The sequence below is a fragment of the Apibacter sp. B3706 genome (assembly GCF_011082725.1).
GTDB lineage: Bacteria > Bacteroidota > Bacteroidia > Flavobacteriales > Weeksellaceae > Apibacter.
The window spans coordinates 77,128-92,410 of sequence record NZ_CP049715.1 but is presented as its reverse complement, the minus strand read 5'-3'; the positions used below and the strand labels follow the sequence as shown (position 1 = coordinate 92,410).

At 32.8% G+C, this 15,283-nt stretch carries 16 protein-coding genes; all 16 read right to left on the bottom strand.

Annotation, left to right across the window (positions count from 1 at the left end; genetic code table 11):
- Positions 1-59: 59 nt before the first annotated feature.
- The 16 genes from rplT to G8C41_RS00365 all read right to left on the bottom strand — a co-directional run bounded on the left by rplT (position 60) and on the right by G8C41_RS00365 (position 15,282).
- A complete protein-coding gene (gene rplT, locus G8C41_RS00440; RefSeq protein ID WP_105296739.1) occupies positions 60-407 on the bottom strand; it encodes a 50S ribosomal protein L20 in 348 nt (115 codons plus the stop codon).
- A 122-nt stretch (positions 408-529) separates the two neighbouring features.
- Entirely contained in the window at positions 530-727 is a 198-nt protein-coding gene (gene rpmI / locus G8C41_RS00435; protein WP_105296740.1) for a 50S ribosomal protein L35, read from the bottom strand.
- 513 nt (positions 728-1,240) lie between these two features.
- Positions 1,241-1,759, bottom strand: a complete 519-nt coding sequence (gene infC / locus G8C41_RS00430) for a translation initiation factor IF-3 (protein WP_255410571.1) — start codon at positions 1,757-1,759, stop codon at positions 1,241-1,243.
- 48 nt (positions 1,760-1,807) lie between these two features.
- Positions 1,808-3,730, bottom strand: coding sequence for a threonine--tRNA ligase (gene thrS / locus G8C41_RS00425; RefSeq protein ID WP_166005775.1), 1,923 nt, complete (start codon positions 3,728-3,730; stop codon positions 1,808-1,810).
- Between the two features lie 185 nt (positions 3,731-3,915).
- Positions 3,916-4,398: a Cys-tRNA(Pro) deacylase gene (gene ybaK, locus G8C41_RS00420; protein ID WP_166005774.1), complete on the bottom strand. Its 483-nt coding sequence runs from the start codon at positions 4,396-4,398 to the stop codon at positions 3,916-3,918.
- Between the two features lie 48 nt (positions 4,399-4,446).
- Positions 4,447-5,781 carry a dihydroorotase gene (locus tag G8C41_RS00415; RefSeq protein ID WP_166005773.1) on the bottom strand — a complete coding sequence of 445 codons (1,335 nt, stop codon included), beginning with the start codon at positions 5,779-5,781 and terminating at the stop codon, positions 4,447-4,449.
- Between the two features lie 18 nt (positions 5,782-5,799).
- On the bottom strand, positions 5,800-6,132 hold the full coding sequence (locus G8C41_RS00410; RefSeq protein ID WP_105296745.1) for a DMT family transporter: 333 nt from the start codon (positions 6,130-6,132) through the stop codon (positions 5,800-5,802).
- Between the two features lies 1 nt (position 6,133).
- The gene (gene ruvB, locus G8C41_RS00405) at positions 6,134-7,159 is read right to left on the bottom strand and encodes a Holliday junction branch migration DNA helicase RuvB (RefSeq protein ID WP_166005772.1); all 1,026 of its coding nucleotides are present in this window, start codon (positions 7,157-7,159) and stop codon (positions 6,134-6,136) included.
- 413 nt (positions 7,160-7,572) lie between these two features.
- Positions 7,573-9,045: a NuoM family protein gene (locus G8C41_RS00400; protein WP_166005771.1), complete on the bottom strand. Its 1,473-nt coding sequence runs from the start codon at positions 9,043-9,045 to the stop codon at positions 7,573-7,575.
- A 27-nt stretch (positions 9,046-9,072) separates the two neighbouring features.
- A complete protein-coding gene (nuoL, locus tag G8C41_RS00395) occupies positions 9,073-10,965 on the bottom strand; it encodes an NADH-quinone oxidoreductase subunit L (protein WP_166005770.1) in 1,893 nt (630 codons plus the stop codon).
- 3 nt (positions 10,966-10,968) lie between these two features.
- Positions 10,969-11,292, bottom strand: a complete 324-nt coding sequence (gene nuoK, locus G8C41_RS00390) for an NADH-quinone oxidoreductase subunit NuoK (RefSeq protein ID WP_105296749.1) — start codon at positions 11,290-11,292, stop codon at positions 10,969-10,971.
- Positions 11,293-11,324: 32 nt separating this feature from the next.
- Positions 11,325-11,819: an NADH-quinone oxidoreductase subunit J gene (locus G8C41_RS00385; protein ID WP_105296750.1), complete on the bottom strand. Its 495-nt coding sequence runs from the start codon at positions 11,817-11,819 to the stop codon at positions 11,325-11,327.
- A 5-nt stretch (positions 11,820-11,824) separates the two neighbouring features.
- Positions 11,825-12,322 carry a NuoI/complex I 23 kDa subunit family protein gene (locus tag G8C41_RS00380; RefSeq protein WP_105296887.1) on the bottom strand — a complete coding sequence of 166 codons (498 nt, stop codon included), beginning with the start codon at positions 12,320-12,322 and terminating at the stop codon, positions 11,825-11,827.
- A gap of 79 nt (positions 12,323-12,401) precedes the next feature.
- On the bottom strand, positions 12,402-13,451 hold the full coding sequence (gene nuoH / locus G8C41_RS00375) for an NADH-quinone oxidoreductase subunit NuoH (RefSeq protein ID WP_160541730.1): 1,050 nt from the start codon (positions 13,449-13,451) through the stop codon (positions 12,402-12,404).
- Between the two features lie 10 nt (positions 13,452-13,461).
- Complete coding sequence (locus tag G8C41_RS00370) at positions 13,462-14,454, bottom strand: 2Fe-2S iron-sulfur cluster-binding protein (RefSeq protein WP_160564608.1); 993 nt, start codon at positions 14,452-14,454, stop codon at positions 13,462-13,464.
- 24 nt (positions 14,455-14,478) lie between these two features.
- Positions 14,479-15,282: a hypothetical protein gene (locus tag G8C41_RS00365; RefSeq protein WP_166005769.1), complete on the bottom strand. Its 804-nt coding sequence runs from the start codon at positions 15,280-15,282 to the stop codon at positions 14,479-14,481.
- Position 15,283 lies beyond the last annotated feature (1 nt).

The following is a 15,283-nucleotide window of genomic DNA, read 5'->3' as shown; positions in this document are numbered from 1 at the left end:
TAAAAAACACTCACTATATAGTGAGTGTTTTTATTATGATAACGAAAATATTATTAAATTTATTTTTTTACAGTATCCACAACCGCTTTGAAAGCTTCTGGATGGTTCATAGCTAAATCTGCAAGAACCTTTCTATTTAAATCTATATTTTTTTCTTTTAGTAAACCTATAAATTTAGAATAAGAAAGACCGTATTGTCTGACACCTGCGTTAATTCTCTGTATCCATAAAGCTCTGAAATTTCTTTTCTTTTGCTTTCTACCTACATAGGCATATTGCAAACCTTTTTCAACAGCATTTTTCGCTACTGTCCAAACATTTTTTCTTCTCCCGTAATAGCCTTTAGCTAATTTTAGGACTCTTTTTCTGCGCGCTCTTGACGCTACTGAATTGACTGATCTTGGCATACTTTTTTGTTTTTTTGAAGTGGGTGGAAGTATTTTTTATCTTCTCTTCTTTTACCCAATCCAGGGTTAAACTCTTAAATGATTTTTAAAAAACCGGAATATCTTTAAAAAGATATTCTCTCTTACTTAATTAATAATTGTCTTTTAACGCTTTTTTCGTCTGCGATATCTACTAAAGTAGAATACGTCAGATTACGTTTACGTTTTGTGCTTTTTTTAGTTAAAATGTGACTTTTAAATGCATGTTTTCTTTTAATTTTACCTGATCCGGTAATTGAAAAACGCTTTTTAGCACCTGATTTTGTTTTTAATTTTGGCATTTTCTTATTTATTTACCTCGTTATCAATGATACAAAATTAGATATTTTTCAAAAAATAAACAAATCATTTAGACTTTAGCAAAATTTTTTGTTTAGACTTTCCTTTTCTATTCTGATATTTTATTTTTAAAATTCCCAAATGATAAATTTATATCATTAAAAAAATACAATATAATATATTAATAAAACCAATGAATTTCTTTATCAATGGTTTAATTACATTTATTTATGAGTAAAATAACCATATCTAAAAAAATTATGAAAATAAATTACGTATTCTTTGAACATGGAAAAAATAACATCCAAGTTAACTAACTAATAATTGTAAAAAATTATATAAGTCTATAGGTATCAATTTTAAATTTAAAATTGATGTTTTATCTTACTCAATTGATAAGTAATACAAATTTAGTTACTATCAAGATAAGATCAGAATAAAAAATAAAGAGCTCTTTTTATGTATACTTACTATAAAAGAATAAATAGCTATTTTTGTAGCTATTTATTTTTATCTTATTTTTTGGGAGACATCATCATAATCATTCTTTTCCCTTCGAGCTTTGGCATTTGCTCTACTTTACCCCATTCTTCTAATTCTTGCGCTAATCTTAATAATAAAATTTGTCCTTGGTCTTTAAAAACAATGGAACGCCCTTTAAAGAAAACGTAAGCTTTTAGTTTAGAACCTTCTTCCAAAAATTTTTGAGCATGTTTCTTTTTAAATTCGAAATCATGTTCGTCGGTTTGTGGTCCAAAACGAATTTCTTTAACCACTACTTTGGTTTGCTTAGATTTAAGTTCTTTTTGCTTCTTTTTCTGTTCGTACAGGAATTTTTTATAATCAACAACTCTACAAACAGGTGGATTTGCACTTTCTGTGATCATTACCAAATCCAACTCTAAATCTTCGGCAATAGCTAATGCTTCTTTTATAGGATAGATTCCTTGAGTAACATTATCTCCTACTAAACGAACTTCCGGAACATCAATTTTTCCGTTAATTTTGTGTTCTGGCTCTTGCTTCTTTGGGATATACTTCCCTCTTGAATTATTTCTGTTAAGTGCTATGGTATTTAAATTTTATTGATTATTTGTTGCTTTTTTCATCATCGTTACTACTTCTTCTAAAGAAAAAGTACCTAAATCTCCTTCTCCACGTTTACGAATCGACACAGTATCGGAGGAAGCTTCCTTCTCTCCTACTACAAACATGTAAGGAATTTTATTGATCTCTGCATCTCGTATCTTTTTACCTGTCTTTTCGTTACGATCGTCTATTCGTCCGCAAATATCCGAATTTTCCATTAAATCCAAAACTTTTTTTGCATAATCTACATACTTTTCACTAATAGGAAGTATAATAAATGGTTCAGGACTTAACCATAAAGGTAAATCTCCGGCAGTGTGTTCTAACAGAATGGCCACAAAGCGTTCCAAAGAACCGAAAGGCGCTCTATGTATCATTACAGGACGATGTTTCTCATTATCTGCTCCTATGTAATAAAGATCAAACCTTTCAGGCAAATTATAGTCTACTTGAATAGTACCTAATTGCCAATTTCTACCTAAGGCATCTTTAACCATAAAATCGAGCTTTGGTCCGTAAAAAGCTGCTTCGCCATATTCAACAACTGTCGGCAATCCTTTCTTTTCAGCTGCTTGTTTAATCGCATTTTCAGCTTTCTCCCAATTTTCATCACTTCCAATGTATTTTTCTTTATTTTCTTTATCTCGCAATGAAACTTGGGCAATAAATTCGTTAAATCCTAAGGATTTAAATGTATATAATACGAGATCTATTACATTTTCAAATTCCCCGATCAATTGATCCGGAGTACAAAAGATATGGGCGTCATCCTGAGTGAATCCTCTTACTCGGGTAAGTCCATGCAACTCTCCACTTTGCTCATACCTATAAACGGTTCCAAATTCTGCGAATCGTTTCGGTAAATCTTTATACGACCAAGGGGAAGATCGATAAATTTCACAGTGGTGTGGACAATTCATCGGTTTTAATAAAAATTCTTCACCCGCATTAGGTGTTTTTATAGGTTGGAAGCTATCTGCTCCGTATTTTTCATAATGTCCGCTGGTAACATACAAATCTTTATGCCCAATATGAGGGGTTGCTACAATTTCATATCCTGCTTTTCGCTGTGCCGCTCCTAAAAAGTCAATAAGTTTTTGTCTTAGTTTTGCTCCTTTTGGTAACCATAAAGGTAATCCTGCTCCTACTTTTTCGGAAAAAGTAAATAATTGTAGCTCTTTTCCTAATTTTCTATGATCACGCTTTTTTGCTTCTTCTATTCTTTCTAAGTATTCTGTTAATTCTTTTTGTTTTGGAAAAGAAATTCCATAGACACGAACCAACTGTTTATTTTTCTCATCGCCTCTCCAATAAGCACCTGCTGCATTTAATACTTTTACGGCTTTAATTATTCCGGTAGAAGGAATATGTCCACCTCTACATAAATCAGTAAAATTATCGTGTGTTACAAATGTGATCGATCCATCTTCTAAATTTTCAATTAATTCAGTTTTAAACGGATTATCTTTATAGGCTTCTAATGCTTCATTTTTGGAAACAGAACGGATTGCGAATGTGGAGTCTTTTTTGGCATTTTCCAACATTTTCTTTTCAATTTTTTCAAAATCTTTTTCTGAAAAAACTTCATCTCCAAAATCAACATCGTAATAAAATCCGTTTTCAATGGCCGGACCAATAGTTAATTTGGCATTTGGATAATACTCCATAATCGCCTGTGCCAATAAGTGGGCAGAAGAATGCCAAAACGCTTTCTTACCTAAATCATCATTCCATGTTAATAATTGTACCGTTGCATCCTCCGTAATAGGATCAGTAATTTCAACTTGTTTACCATTTACTATTGCAGAAATTGTATTTCTAGCCAAACCTTCAGATATGGATTTGGCAATGTCCAACGGTGTTACGGAATTTTCAAATTCTTTCACACTTCCATCAGGAAGAGTAATTTTTATCATTCTTCTAAAATTTTTAGGATACAAATTTACGAAAGTTTTATAAATGAAATTATTGCGTTTTTTAAATATATCGAAAATAATTTTTTATTTATTCTTGGATTGTAATTATCTCTTTACGAAATTGTTATCTTAATATTAAAACCTTTTTTGTTTTTATGAACACAAAAAATATTTATTGATTTTATTCAATTGTTTTTAAAAATTTTTGCTTGAAGGAGTTTAATTAAATCTTGTGCTTTTAATTGAATTTGTAATCCTCTTTGTCCGGCACTAATGTAAATGGAATCGAAATTCAAGCAGGATTCTTCTATATAGGTTGGAAATAATTTTTTCATGCCTATGGGTGAGCATGCTCCTCTGATATAGCCCGTTAATCCTATTAGATTTTTCATCGGAATCAAGTCGCATTTTTTATTACCGGATAATAATGCCATAAGCTTTAAATTAATTTCTTCATTTCCGGGAATTACACAAACAAAATAACCATTTTTATCCCCTTCTAATACCAAGGTTTTAAAAACCTGATTTATATTTTCCCCTAAAATCTCTGCTACATGTATGGCGCTTAAATCATTTTCATCTACTTCATAGGGAATAAGATCATATGTAATTTTGTGTAAATCTAGTAATCTCGCCGCATTCGTTTTATGTATTTTCTGCTTACTCATGCAAATATTTCCCAGACTTTAATTCTTGACTTAATTTTTTATACAATTTTATCTTTCAAATTCTAATGCCATTCCTCTTACTTCTTTTACTTCTCCTTCACTGTAAGCCAATTTTCCGTTCAAAAAAGTTTTTTCAACGGATGAACTAAAAGTTATATTTTCTAACGGTGACCATCGACATTTGTAAAGAATGTTCTCTTGTGATACTGTATATGGCTTTTCAGGATTAATCAAAACTAAATCTGCATAATATCCTTTACGTATATAGCCTCTTTTTTTAATCTGATACAGTTGGGCCGGGGCATGACACATTTTAGTAATAACTTTTTCTTTGGTAATTTTCCCTTGTTTAAATAATTCTATCATCATTACTAAAGAATGTTGTACTAAAGGACCTCCTGAGGCAGCTTGCAAGCATCCGCCTTCTTTTTCACTCAATAAGTGCGGAGCGTGATCAGTTGCAACAACGTCTAACCGATCTTCTACAACTGCTTTAAGTATAGAATCTCGGTCTTTTTTTGTTTTTACTGCTGGATTCCATTTTATTTTGGATCCTAATTTTTCATAATCTTCATCGGTAAACCACAAATGGTGTACGCAAGCTTCTCCGGTAACTTTCTTTTCTTCTAATGGTTTATTTTCAAATAAACTCAATTCTTTTTCTGTGGATATATGTAAAACATGAAGACGTGTTCCATATTTATGGGCTAATTCAATTGCCTCGAATGAGGATTGATAGCAAGCTTCTACGCTTCTAATTAAAGGATGACAGGGTATGGGTATATATTCGCCATAAATAGCTTTATATTTTTCGATATTTTTCTTTATAATTTCTTCTTTTTCGCAATGAACTGCAATCAGCATATTAACCTCAGAAAAAATAGTCTCCAGGGCTTTTTTATTGTCAACCAGCATATTTCCTGTGGATGAACCCATAAATATTTTTATTCCGCAAACCTTCTTGGGATTAACTTTCATTAATTCTTCTCTATTATCATTGGTCGCTCCCAGGTAAAATGAATAGTTCGCATACGATTTTTGTGAAGCAAGGGCAAACTTATTTTCCAAGGCTTCAATTGTTGTGGTCTGTGGATTGGTATTAGGCATTTCCATATATGAAGTTACTCCACCGGCTAGAGCAGCACGGCTTTCACTATGAATATCTCCTTTATGGGTTAATCCCGGTTCTCTGAAATGTACTTGATCGTCGATAACTCCGGGAATCAGCCATAAACCTTCTGCATTTATTTTGGTTGATTGAGCGCTAATTTCCGCAGGAACCTCGCCTCTGTATATTTCGGAAATGATATCTTTTTCCAGTAAAACCGATCCTATAAACGATTGTCCTTCATTTATAATTGTAGCGTTTTCAATAAGTATCATTTGTTTATTTATTTGAAGTTAATGTCCTGCTGTTTTGGAAAATAGGTTTATAATAAGTACGCCTATGATGATAAATACGATTCCAATAATAGCCGGAATATCTAATTTTTGTTTGTATAAAAAATAGCCTGAAAGACTTATTAATACAATTCCTATTCCTGACCAAATAGCATAGGCTATCCCGATTGGTATGACTCTAATGGCTTTAGTCAGGCTATATAAAGCTGCAAAAAAGAGAGCAAAAAAAAGGACTGTTGGTTTCCATTTAGTAAATTCTTTAGTCATCGGAAGTAAAGAGGTCCCCGCCGTCTCTAAGCATATAGCTATAAATAAATAGATATAGGATTTCATATTAAAATAGTTCAGATTGATTACCCGGCATTTTTATTTTGCCTAAATGTTTATAGGCTTTTTCAGTTGCTTCTCTACCTCTGGGTGTACGCATAAGATAGCCTTCTTGAATTAAAAAAGGTTCATATACTTCTTCTAAAGTTCCCGGATTTTCTCCTACTGCTGTTGCTATAGTTGTTAATCCTACCGGTCCTCCTTTAAATTTATCAATAATGGTACTTAAAATCTTGTTATCCATTTCATCTAGACCGTGTTTGTCTACTTTTAACGCTTCTAAACCAATTTCAGAAATGGTAAGATCTATCTTTCCATTACCTTTAATTTGCGCAAAATCTCTGATTCTTCGTAGCAACGCATTGGCAATACGCGGAGTTCCTCTGCTACGGGAAGCTATTTCTATAGCAGCCTTCGTATCTATCGGCATATTCATTATGCGCGAACTTCTTTCCACAATACTGCTTAATAATTCTGTGTGATAGTATTCAAATCTAAAGTTAATTCCAAAACGCGCCCTAAGCGGAGCTGTTAACAATCCCGAGCGGGTCGTTGCTCCAATTAAGGTAAAAGGATTTAAATTGATTTGAACTGATCGAGCATTGGGCCCGCTTTCAATCATTATGTCTATTTTATAATCTTCCATGGCTGAATACAAGTATTCTTCAACTATGGGAGAAAGCCTATGGATTTCATCAATGAACAGTACATCATTTTCTTCCAATCCGGTCAATAAACCTGCCAGATCACCGGGCTTATCTAATACAGGCCCTGAAGTGATTTTTATTCCAACATTTAATTCATTTGCAATGATATTAGCTAAAGTAGTTTTACCTAGCCCCGGAGGACCGTGTAGTAATACATGATCCAAAGATTCGCGTCTTAATTTGGCAGCCTTTACAAAAATCTCCAGATTATCCATAATATGAGATTGACCTACAAATTCGTAAAAACTTTTAGGACGCACCTGCTCTTCTTGAGCGATATCTTCTTTTGAATATTTATTCTTATCCGGATCTAATAAATCTGACATTTTGTAAATTTAAAACTTCTGGAGAAATATAAAAAGTAAACAACTTTAAAATTATTATTTACAATTTTTGAATTATTTTCTTCCTTTTCTTAAAGATGATAGTTTCTTAATCTCTAATTTTAGATTAGAAATTGGAAATAAAAAAACATTTTATGCTTTAATTAGCTAAATAATTTTGTAAATAATAAAAGGAAGATAAATTTCAACAACAATTGATATGAATAATAAATGATTTATTTCTTGGAATAGTCTTTTTCCAAATTTTTCACATTTATCACTCATTTTCATAGTAAAATTATCAATAGAAATGAATTTATATCATCAATATCTGCCAAATTTCAAAATGTTAAATTTTTTAAACTAACCCGAAAATTACAACTATTAGAAAAATTGCTACTTATTGATCAAGTAACTTATTTAACTAAAAGAGATACTATGTGTTGAGCCGTTTCTGAAGATAATGATAATAGGGGTTGAGGATAAATTCCACAAACTATAATTAAAGCCGCTATTACGATCAATCCTAATTTAGTTTGTAAATTAATATCTTTCTGACCTTCTAAAAATTCTTGATTTCCTTTACCAAACATTGACATTCCGTACATTTTGGTAATATAAACGGCACATAAGATTAAGGTTAATCCGGCTATAATTGCTCCCCAAATGCTTAATGTAAAAATACTTTTCAATAAAAGGAATTCACCTATAAATGCATTGGTTAACGGAACAGCCATAGTTCCAACAGAGATTATCATAAATAAAACAGCTAAAAATGGAGCTTTAGATGCTAATCCTCCCATTTTACTTAAATCTCTGGTGCCGAATTTTTTAATTAATACATCCGCTACATAAAATAAACCGACCACATTAACTCCGTGTGCCAACATTTGAATTGAGGCTCCTTCAATACCGGTACTATCAATACCACAATGCATGGATACGATTGCACTTGCAAATATACCTGCAGCAATAAGTCCCACGTGTGCCATTGAAGAGAAAGCAATTAGTCGCTTAATATCTTTTTGAACGATAGCGATTAAAGATGCATATACAATTCCAATAATTGATAAAATTAAGGCTATGGAACCGGAAGTTCCTCCTACCGGTTCAGGTGAAAGAGGTAATAAATATCTTATGATTCCAAATACTCCCATTTTAAGCATGATACCGGATAATAGCATGGAGCCTTGGGTAGGAGCCATTGTATAGGTATCTGCTTGCCAAGTGTGGAAAGGAAATATGGGTAATTTGATTGCAAATGCTAAGAAAAACATCCAAAAAATGAATGTTTGAGCTTGTGCAGGAATTTTAACTGCATATAAGGCATTTAAGTCAAATGATCCCGCTTGCAAGTAAACATATATTAGTGCAACAAGCATAAATAAAGATCCAAAAAAAGTATAAATAAAAAATTTATAGTTTATTTTCAATCTGTTTTCACCTGTTCCAAAAATTCCGCATATAAACCAAATAGGAATTAAAGTTACTTCCCAAAATACATAAAACATTAAACCATCTAAGGAAGAGAAAATACCCACTAATCCAAATTGCATTAATAAAATTAATGCATAAAAGCCGGAAGGGCGTTCATCGTTCCATGATGAATAAAGTATAATTGGCGTTAATACATTGGTTAATAGAAGCATTAGGACAGTTAATCCGTCAACTCCGAAATGTAACGTAGATTTAATCGGTGAAAAATACAACTCTTTTCCAAATTCAAACTGAATTCCTGAATCTGCTTTGAAATTACACCATATAATAGCGGTTAATACCAATTCGGATATTGCAATTATAAATGCTATATATTTTGAAATATTCCCTTTTAAGGCAAATAATAAGCCTGATCCTATGATTGGTAAAAGTAGTACTGCTAAAGTTAACATTATATCTTTTTACTTTTTGTATTTTAATTAATGACTTAAAAATTCTGCAACTAATAATAATATGAATATTCCCAAGGACATTGCAAATACATAAAATTCTACATTTCCGTTTTGTATTAGTCTAAGGACACTTCCGCATCCCTTAACTGTTTTTGCTGTTCCTTCTACTATTCCGTTTACTATATATTTATCAACTATATTTTTCAGAAATTTTCCTAAGTTTAAAACCGGATTAACAATAACTTCATTATAAAATTCATTGATATAAGCAGCATGTGCTGAAAATTTTTCCCATCCGGTCATATTTTCTACAATAGTTGCCTGTACTTTTCGGGTAACATATTTGTTGTAGGTAACAAGGGCTACAACAGCTATTACAGCTAAAGTTATTCCTAGTAACATCATTTCAGTACCTAAAGAAGGTTCTTGATGTATAGGTAAACCTACATAAATAGGATGCAACCAATGCGACAATTTTTGAGAAATTCCTTCTCCTAAATAATGAGGTAAGTTTATTCCTCCGCCTACAACGGTTAATAAAGCTAAAACCAATAAAGGTATGGTCATTATAGCCGGACTTTCATGCAAATGTTTCTTTTGCTCCTCAGTACCTTTGAAATCTCCAAAGAATGTAAGGAATAGTAAGCGAAACATATATATACAGGTTAAAGCAGCTGAGAACAAGGTAAGTCCCCAAATAATTTTGTTTTTAGTCCAAAGTGCTACTAAAATTTCGTCTTTAGAAAACATCCCTGCTAAAGGTGGTATTCCGCAAATAGCTAATGTTCCAATTAGGAATGTCCAATAAGTTACCGGGATTTTTTTTCTTAATCCTCCCATGTATCTCATATCTTGTTCTCCACTCATCGCATGAATAACACTACCCGCACCTAAAAATAATAAAGCTTTAAAGAATGCGTGAGTGATTACATGGAATAAAGCAGTAGTGTAAGCTTCTGCTCCTAAAGCGGTAAACATTAGTCCCAGTTGTGAAACTGTTGAATAAGCCAACACTTTCTTTATATCGTTCTGTCTTAATCCGATGAATGCTGCGAGTATAGAAGTAGCTAAACCAATATACATGATAAAGTCCAGAGTAATCGGCACTAAACTATAAATGGCATTGGATCTGATAATCATATAAATACCTGCTGTTACCATGGTAGCGGCGTGAATTAATGCAGAAACCGGTGTAGGCCCTGCCATCGCATCAGGTAACCATGTATAAAGTGGTATTTGAGCAGATTTACCCATAGCTCCTATGAATAGAAATACAGTAGCTGTAATTAATATAGGGTCATTTAATTTAAATAAATGGGCTTTAGCTGCTATGTCGGAGTATTCTACACTTCCAAAGTAATAAAATAACATGAATATTCCTATTAAGAGCCCTAAGTCTCCTATTCTATTCATTACAAATGCTTTTCTGGCAGCATATCCATATTCTTTATTGGTATACCAGAAGCCAATAAGTAAATAGGAACAAAATCCTACTCCTTCCCATCCTATAAATAGTATTAAGAAATTACTTCCCATTACTAACAAGAGCATGGAAAATATAAAGAGATTTAAATAAGAAAAGAATTTATAAAAGCCTTTATCTTCATGCATATATCCAATGGAATACAGATGAATTAAAGATCCGATTCCTGTAACAATCATCATCATCACTAAGGATAATTGATCTATTTGAAAGGAAAAGTTAACTTTTAAAGCGTCAACTGCAAACCAATTAAACAGGGATGCTTTAACGGGTTCTGTAAACGTGCAAAATAAATATACGGATAGAAAAAAAGGTATCCAAACAGCAAGATTAGCAATTGTTCCTACTGCCGTTTTAGGCATTTTACTTCCAAAAATTCCACAAATAATAAATCCTATAAGTGGTAAAATTGGTATTAAATATATTATATTCTCCATTTCTTATCCTTTTAATCTATTAAATAAGCTAACATCTACAGATCGTGTATTTCTATACATCATGGTTATGATGGCTAATCCTACTGCAACTTCGGCTGCTGCCACAACCATAATAAAAAATACTAATATTTGACCGTCTGCATCTCCTTTGTAGGCAGAAAATGCTGCCAACAATAGATTCACTGAATTCAACATCAGCTCCACACATCCTAAAATTATGATTGCATTTCTTCTTACTAATACTCCTGTTACTCCTATACAAAATAGTAATGCGGATAAGTATATAAAATAATCTACCGGTATACTTTGTAATAAACTGTTAACCATTTCTTTTTTGTTTCAAGAAAATAAATATTTTTTTATAAATCTCTTTTTCCTATCATAACTGCACCAACTAATGCACCTAAAAATAGAATCCCAGCTAATTCGAAGGGTAATACGTATTGACTAAATAATAAGTGTCCTAAATTTTTAGTTAATCCAATTTGACTGTCGGGATTCGTAGGAAAATCTATTTGTTGATATCCTCTTAATGCTCCAATAAATCCAATGAATACTAATCCTCCGCATATGGTTGCCAAAATTCGAAAAGCACTTCCTTTTAATGGCTCGTCTTTTTCTTTCAAATTCAACATCATGAGCACATATAGGAATAAAACCATAATGGCTCCGGAGTAAACTATAATTTGAACTACACTTAAAAATTGAGCATTTAACATTATATATAAACCTGATATGGAAAAAAAGGTTATGATCAATGAAATGATGCTGTACATAGGGTTTTTACTGAATACAACAAATAATGCGCTCACAATTGCACTAGCAGATATTAAATAAAACAAAATTGCTTCCATATTCTTTATTTTTCTACCGTATATTTTTTTATTTGCCTTTGTGAAACGTCTATTCTATTGTCCATGCTTTCTACAAGCTTATCTTTCTTGTAGATAAATTCTTTGCGTAAATGTTCCGGCATTACTAAACGGTCAGTAAGAAATATGGCTTCTTTAGGACATGCTTCTTCACACATTCCGCAAAATATGCATCGTAACATGTTTATTTCATAGTTTTCAGCATATTTTTCCTCTCTATATAAGTGTTCTTCTCCTCGCTTTCTTTCAGCGGCAACCATTGTAATGGCTTCAGCCGGACAGGCTAATGCACATAATCCACAAGCTGTACAACGCTCTCTTCCTTCATCGTCTCTTTTGAGTACATGTCTGCCTCTATATACAGGACTAAACTCTCTTTTCTTTTCTGGATATGAAGTGGTAACCGGTTTTTTGAAAAAATGACTAAAAGTGATTTTCATACCTCCTAATACTGCAGGAAGATATATCTTTTCTTTTAAGGTCATTTCTTTATTTGAAATTATCTTAGATTTATTGGTAAGCCTCTGCATAAATTTAATTTCTTTCTTTACTTTTTTCTTTATTTTAGCCAAATACTACTATAGTAGCAGTTATTAATAAATTGAGAATGGACAAAGGTATCATGACTCTCCAACCTAAACGCATTAATTGGTCGTATCTGAATCTAGGTAATGTCCATCTTACCCACATAAAACAGAATATACAAAAGACTATTTTTATTAAAAATGCTACTATACTTATAATTCCTATTGCATTTTCTCCGAGTGTTCCGTTTTTGGCCAATTCATTCATAAACGGAAAGCTGTAACCTCCAAAAAATAGAGTGCTTATTAAAGCTGAACTAATAAACATGTTTATATATTCAGCAAAAAGGAATGTACCGAATTTCATGGATCCGTATTCTGTATGATAACCTCCGATCAGCTCGGATTCACACTCTGCCAAATCAAAAGGGGCTCTGTTTAGTTCTGCAAACGAACAGGTAACGAACAATACGAATGCTAAGGGTTGATAAAATACATTCCAAGCCATACCATTTAAAAATGATAATCCGTATAAGTTGGAAGCTTGTTGCTCTACCATGGCTCTTAAATCCAATGTTCCTGTCATCATAATGATTGAAAGAAGGGATAATCCCATAGCCAACTCGTAAGAGATCATTTGTGAAGAAGCTCTTATAGCCCCTAACAATGAATACTTATTATTGGAAGCCCAACCTCCCAGCATGATTCCGTATACTCCGATGGATACAATACCCATTATATACAGAACTCCTACATCAATGTTTGCTACTTGAACTAAATGAGATTCTCCTGCTATAAATAAAGATTTTCCCCAAGGAATCACTGCTCCTGTGCTTAATGCTATTAGCATTAATATTCCCGGTGATATGATAAACAACCATTTTTCTGCATTTTTTGGAACAAAATCTTCTTTGAAAAAAAGTTTTCCTCCGTCGCATAAAGGTTGCATTAAACCAAATATTCCTGCTCTATTGGGTCCTATTCTATCTTGTAAAAAGGCTGCTACTTTTCGCTCCATTAAGGTTTCATAAGCTGCAGCTCCTAAACACAACGCAAATAAAATAACTACCAATACTACTGTAAACCACATATTATATATATTATTCTAATGTTTTAGCTTTAAATTTTTCGATTTTATAATGCGGATCATTTTTAGGTAATGGTAATTCGTAATGATTTACCGAAATTACAGAATGATCGCTGATATGGGCAGGACCTTCTATATTCCAATAATTCAGGTCTTTTCTTTCAAATCGACAATCATTGCATATAAATTCTTCTACTTCATTGTATGCATCTTTTCGCGCTGTTACCCGTATAATGGTATCTCCTTTCATCCATAATACTGCTTTGCCGCTGCATTTTTCACAAGTACAAGTTGCATTTACAGGTTCTGTAAACCAAACTCTACTTTTAAATCGAGCGGTTCTATCTGTTAAAGCTCCTACCGGACAAACATCGATCATGTTTCCTGAAAAATCATTTTCAATAGCTTTGCTTATGTATGTACTTATTTCCGCATGATCTCCTCTGAATAGTATCCCTTGATTTCTTTGGTCGGTAAGTTGATTGGCAACTAATACACATCTTGCACAAAGAATACATCGGTTCATGTTTAATTTTATGTACGGTCCTAAATCATCGGATTGAAAAGTTCTTCTTGGGAATTCAGAACGGGTTTTATCCAACCCATGCTCATAAGCCAAATCCTGAAGTTTACATTCTCCTGCCTGGTCGCATATAGGACAATCTAAAGGATGGTTAATTAATAAAAATTCTGTAACTCCTTGTACGGCTTGTATTACTCTTTCAGAAGTAATAACTTTAACTTCCATACCATCCATTACATTGGTACGACAAGCCGGTACTAACTTAGGCATAGGACGTGGATCTTTTTCTGATCCTTTAGTCACTTCCACCAAACAAGTGCGGCAACGTCCCCCACTTCCTTCCAATTTACTATAATAGCACATAGTAGGCGGAACAGAGGCTCCTCCTATTTGTCGTGCTGCTTCTACAATTGGAATCCCTGGATTTACTTCTACAGTAATTCCATCTATTGTTACTTTTATTTTATTTGGTTCTTCGTTCATTAGATTTTAATATATCTTGGTGCATTAAAAATGCCAACTGAATCCGAATGTGTAATTCCATTGGAGATACAAAATATTTTGAGAAGCTTTATCTGAACTATTGGATGTTGTTCTAATATCCGGCATGGATATAACTCCTTCTTTTAATTCTGTTCTAAGGAAAAAAAGATCCCAGAACAGCAATTCTGCTCCCACTTTTGCATCTACCCCCCATCCTGCTAAATGAAATTTATCATGTCTTTCATTATTCATTATAGTTGCATTGGTTTTTGGGATCAGCAATCCTAAACCTCCTCCTGCTATACTATTAAATTTAAAAAAGCCGGAGCTTATGAAATTGTGATAATATTCTATTTCTGCATTCAAGTAATTTAGACCGTCAGTATGTTCTAAATGTAAAAAATCATCAGTTAAATAAATGTATTCTCCGTCAACGATTGCATCCTCATATCCGGGAGTGTTAATTGTTCCTGTTGATTTAACCCATTGCCCCGGTCTAACTACATATTTCATATGATCCATACCTAAAGAAACTGCCCAGTTATCTTTGAAGAAATAACCGATTCTATAATTTACTTGAGGTATCGTTACTCTGGTTGGGTCTAAAAAATCGTGAAAATTCCAGCCAATCGGCTTATCATCGCCTTTTACTCCATGTAGGGTAAAATTATAATCATTACCTGTGAAATGGACGGATGACCTTCCATAATAGGCTCGGTTCCAACCCCAGTAGGCGTATACTTCACCTTTTCTGTGGGCTTTTCTTTTGTTCTTTTCTTGTTCTTGGGCATCTACTGCACCAATTGTAAATATTGCTAATAAAAACAAT

Excerpts from the sequence above, each read along its gene's own strand:
- ruvB (WP_166005772.1), bottom strand. The coding sequence starts at position 7,159 with ATGTCAGATTTATTAGATCCGGATAAGAATAAATATTCAAAAGAAGAT.
- ybaK (WP_166005774.1), bottom strand. The coding sequence starts at position 4,398 with ATGAGTAAGCAGAAAATACATAAAACGAATGCGGCGAGATTACTAGAT.
- G8C41_RS00385 (WP_105296750.1), bottom strand. The coding sequence starts at position 11,819 with ATGGAAGCAATTTTGTTTTATTTAATATCTGCTAGTGCAATTGTGAGC.
- G8C41_RS00415 (WP_166005773.1), bottom strand. The coding sequence starts at position 5,781 with ATGATACTTATTGAAAACGCTACAATTATAAATGAAGGACAATCGTTT.
- G8C41_RS00400 (WP_166005771.1), bottom strand. The coding sequence starts at position 9,045 with ATGTTAACTTTAGCAGTACTACTTTTACCAATCATAGGATCAGGCTTA.
- nuoL (WP_166005770.1), bottom strand. The coding sequence starts at position 10,965 with ATGGAGAATATAATATATTTAATACCAATTTTACCACTTATAGGATTT.
- G8C41_RS00380 (WP_105296887.1), bottom strand. The coding sequence starts at position 12,322 with ATGACCTTAAAAGAAAAGATATATCTTCCTGCAGTATTAGGAGGTATG.
- nuoK (WP_105296749.1), bottom strand. The coding sequence starts at position 11,292 with ATGGTTAACAGTTTATTACAAAGTATACCGGTAGATTATTTTATATAC.
- G8C41_RS00370 (WP_160564608.1), bottom strand. The coding sequence starts at position 14,454 with ATGAACGAAGAACCAAATAAAATAAAAGTAACAATAGATGGAATTACT.
- G8C41_RS00410 (WP_105296745.1), bottom strand. The coding sequence starts at position 6,132 with ATGAAATCCTATATCTATTTATTTATAGCTATATGCTTAGAGACGGCG.
- thrS (WP_166005775.1), bottom strand. The coding sequence starts at position 3,730 with ATGATAAAAATTACTCTTCCTGATGGAAGTGTGAAAGAATTTGAAAAT.
- rplT (WP_105296739.1), bottom strand. The coding sequence starts at position 407 with ATGCCAAGATCAGTCAATTCAGTAGCGTCAAGAGCGCGCAGAAAAAGA.
- rpmI (WP_105296740.1), bottom strand. The coding sequence starts at position 727 with ATGCCAAAATTAAAAACAAAATCAGGTGCTAAAAAGCGTTTTTCAATT.
- nuoH (WP_160541730.1), bottom strand. The coding sequence starts at position 13,451 with ATGTGGTTTACAGTAGTATTGGTAGTTATTTTATTTGCGTTGTGTTTA.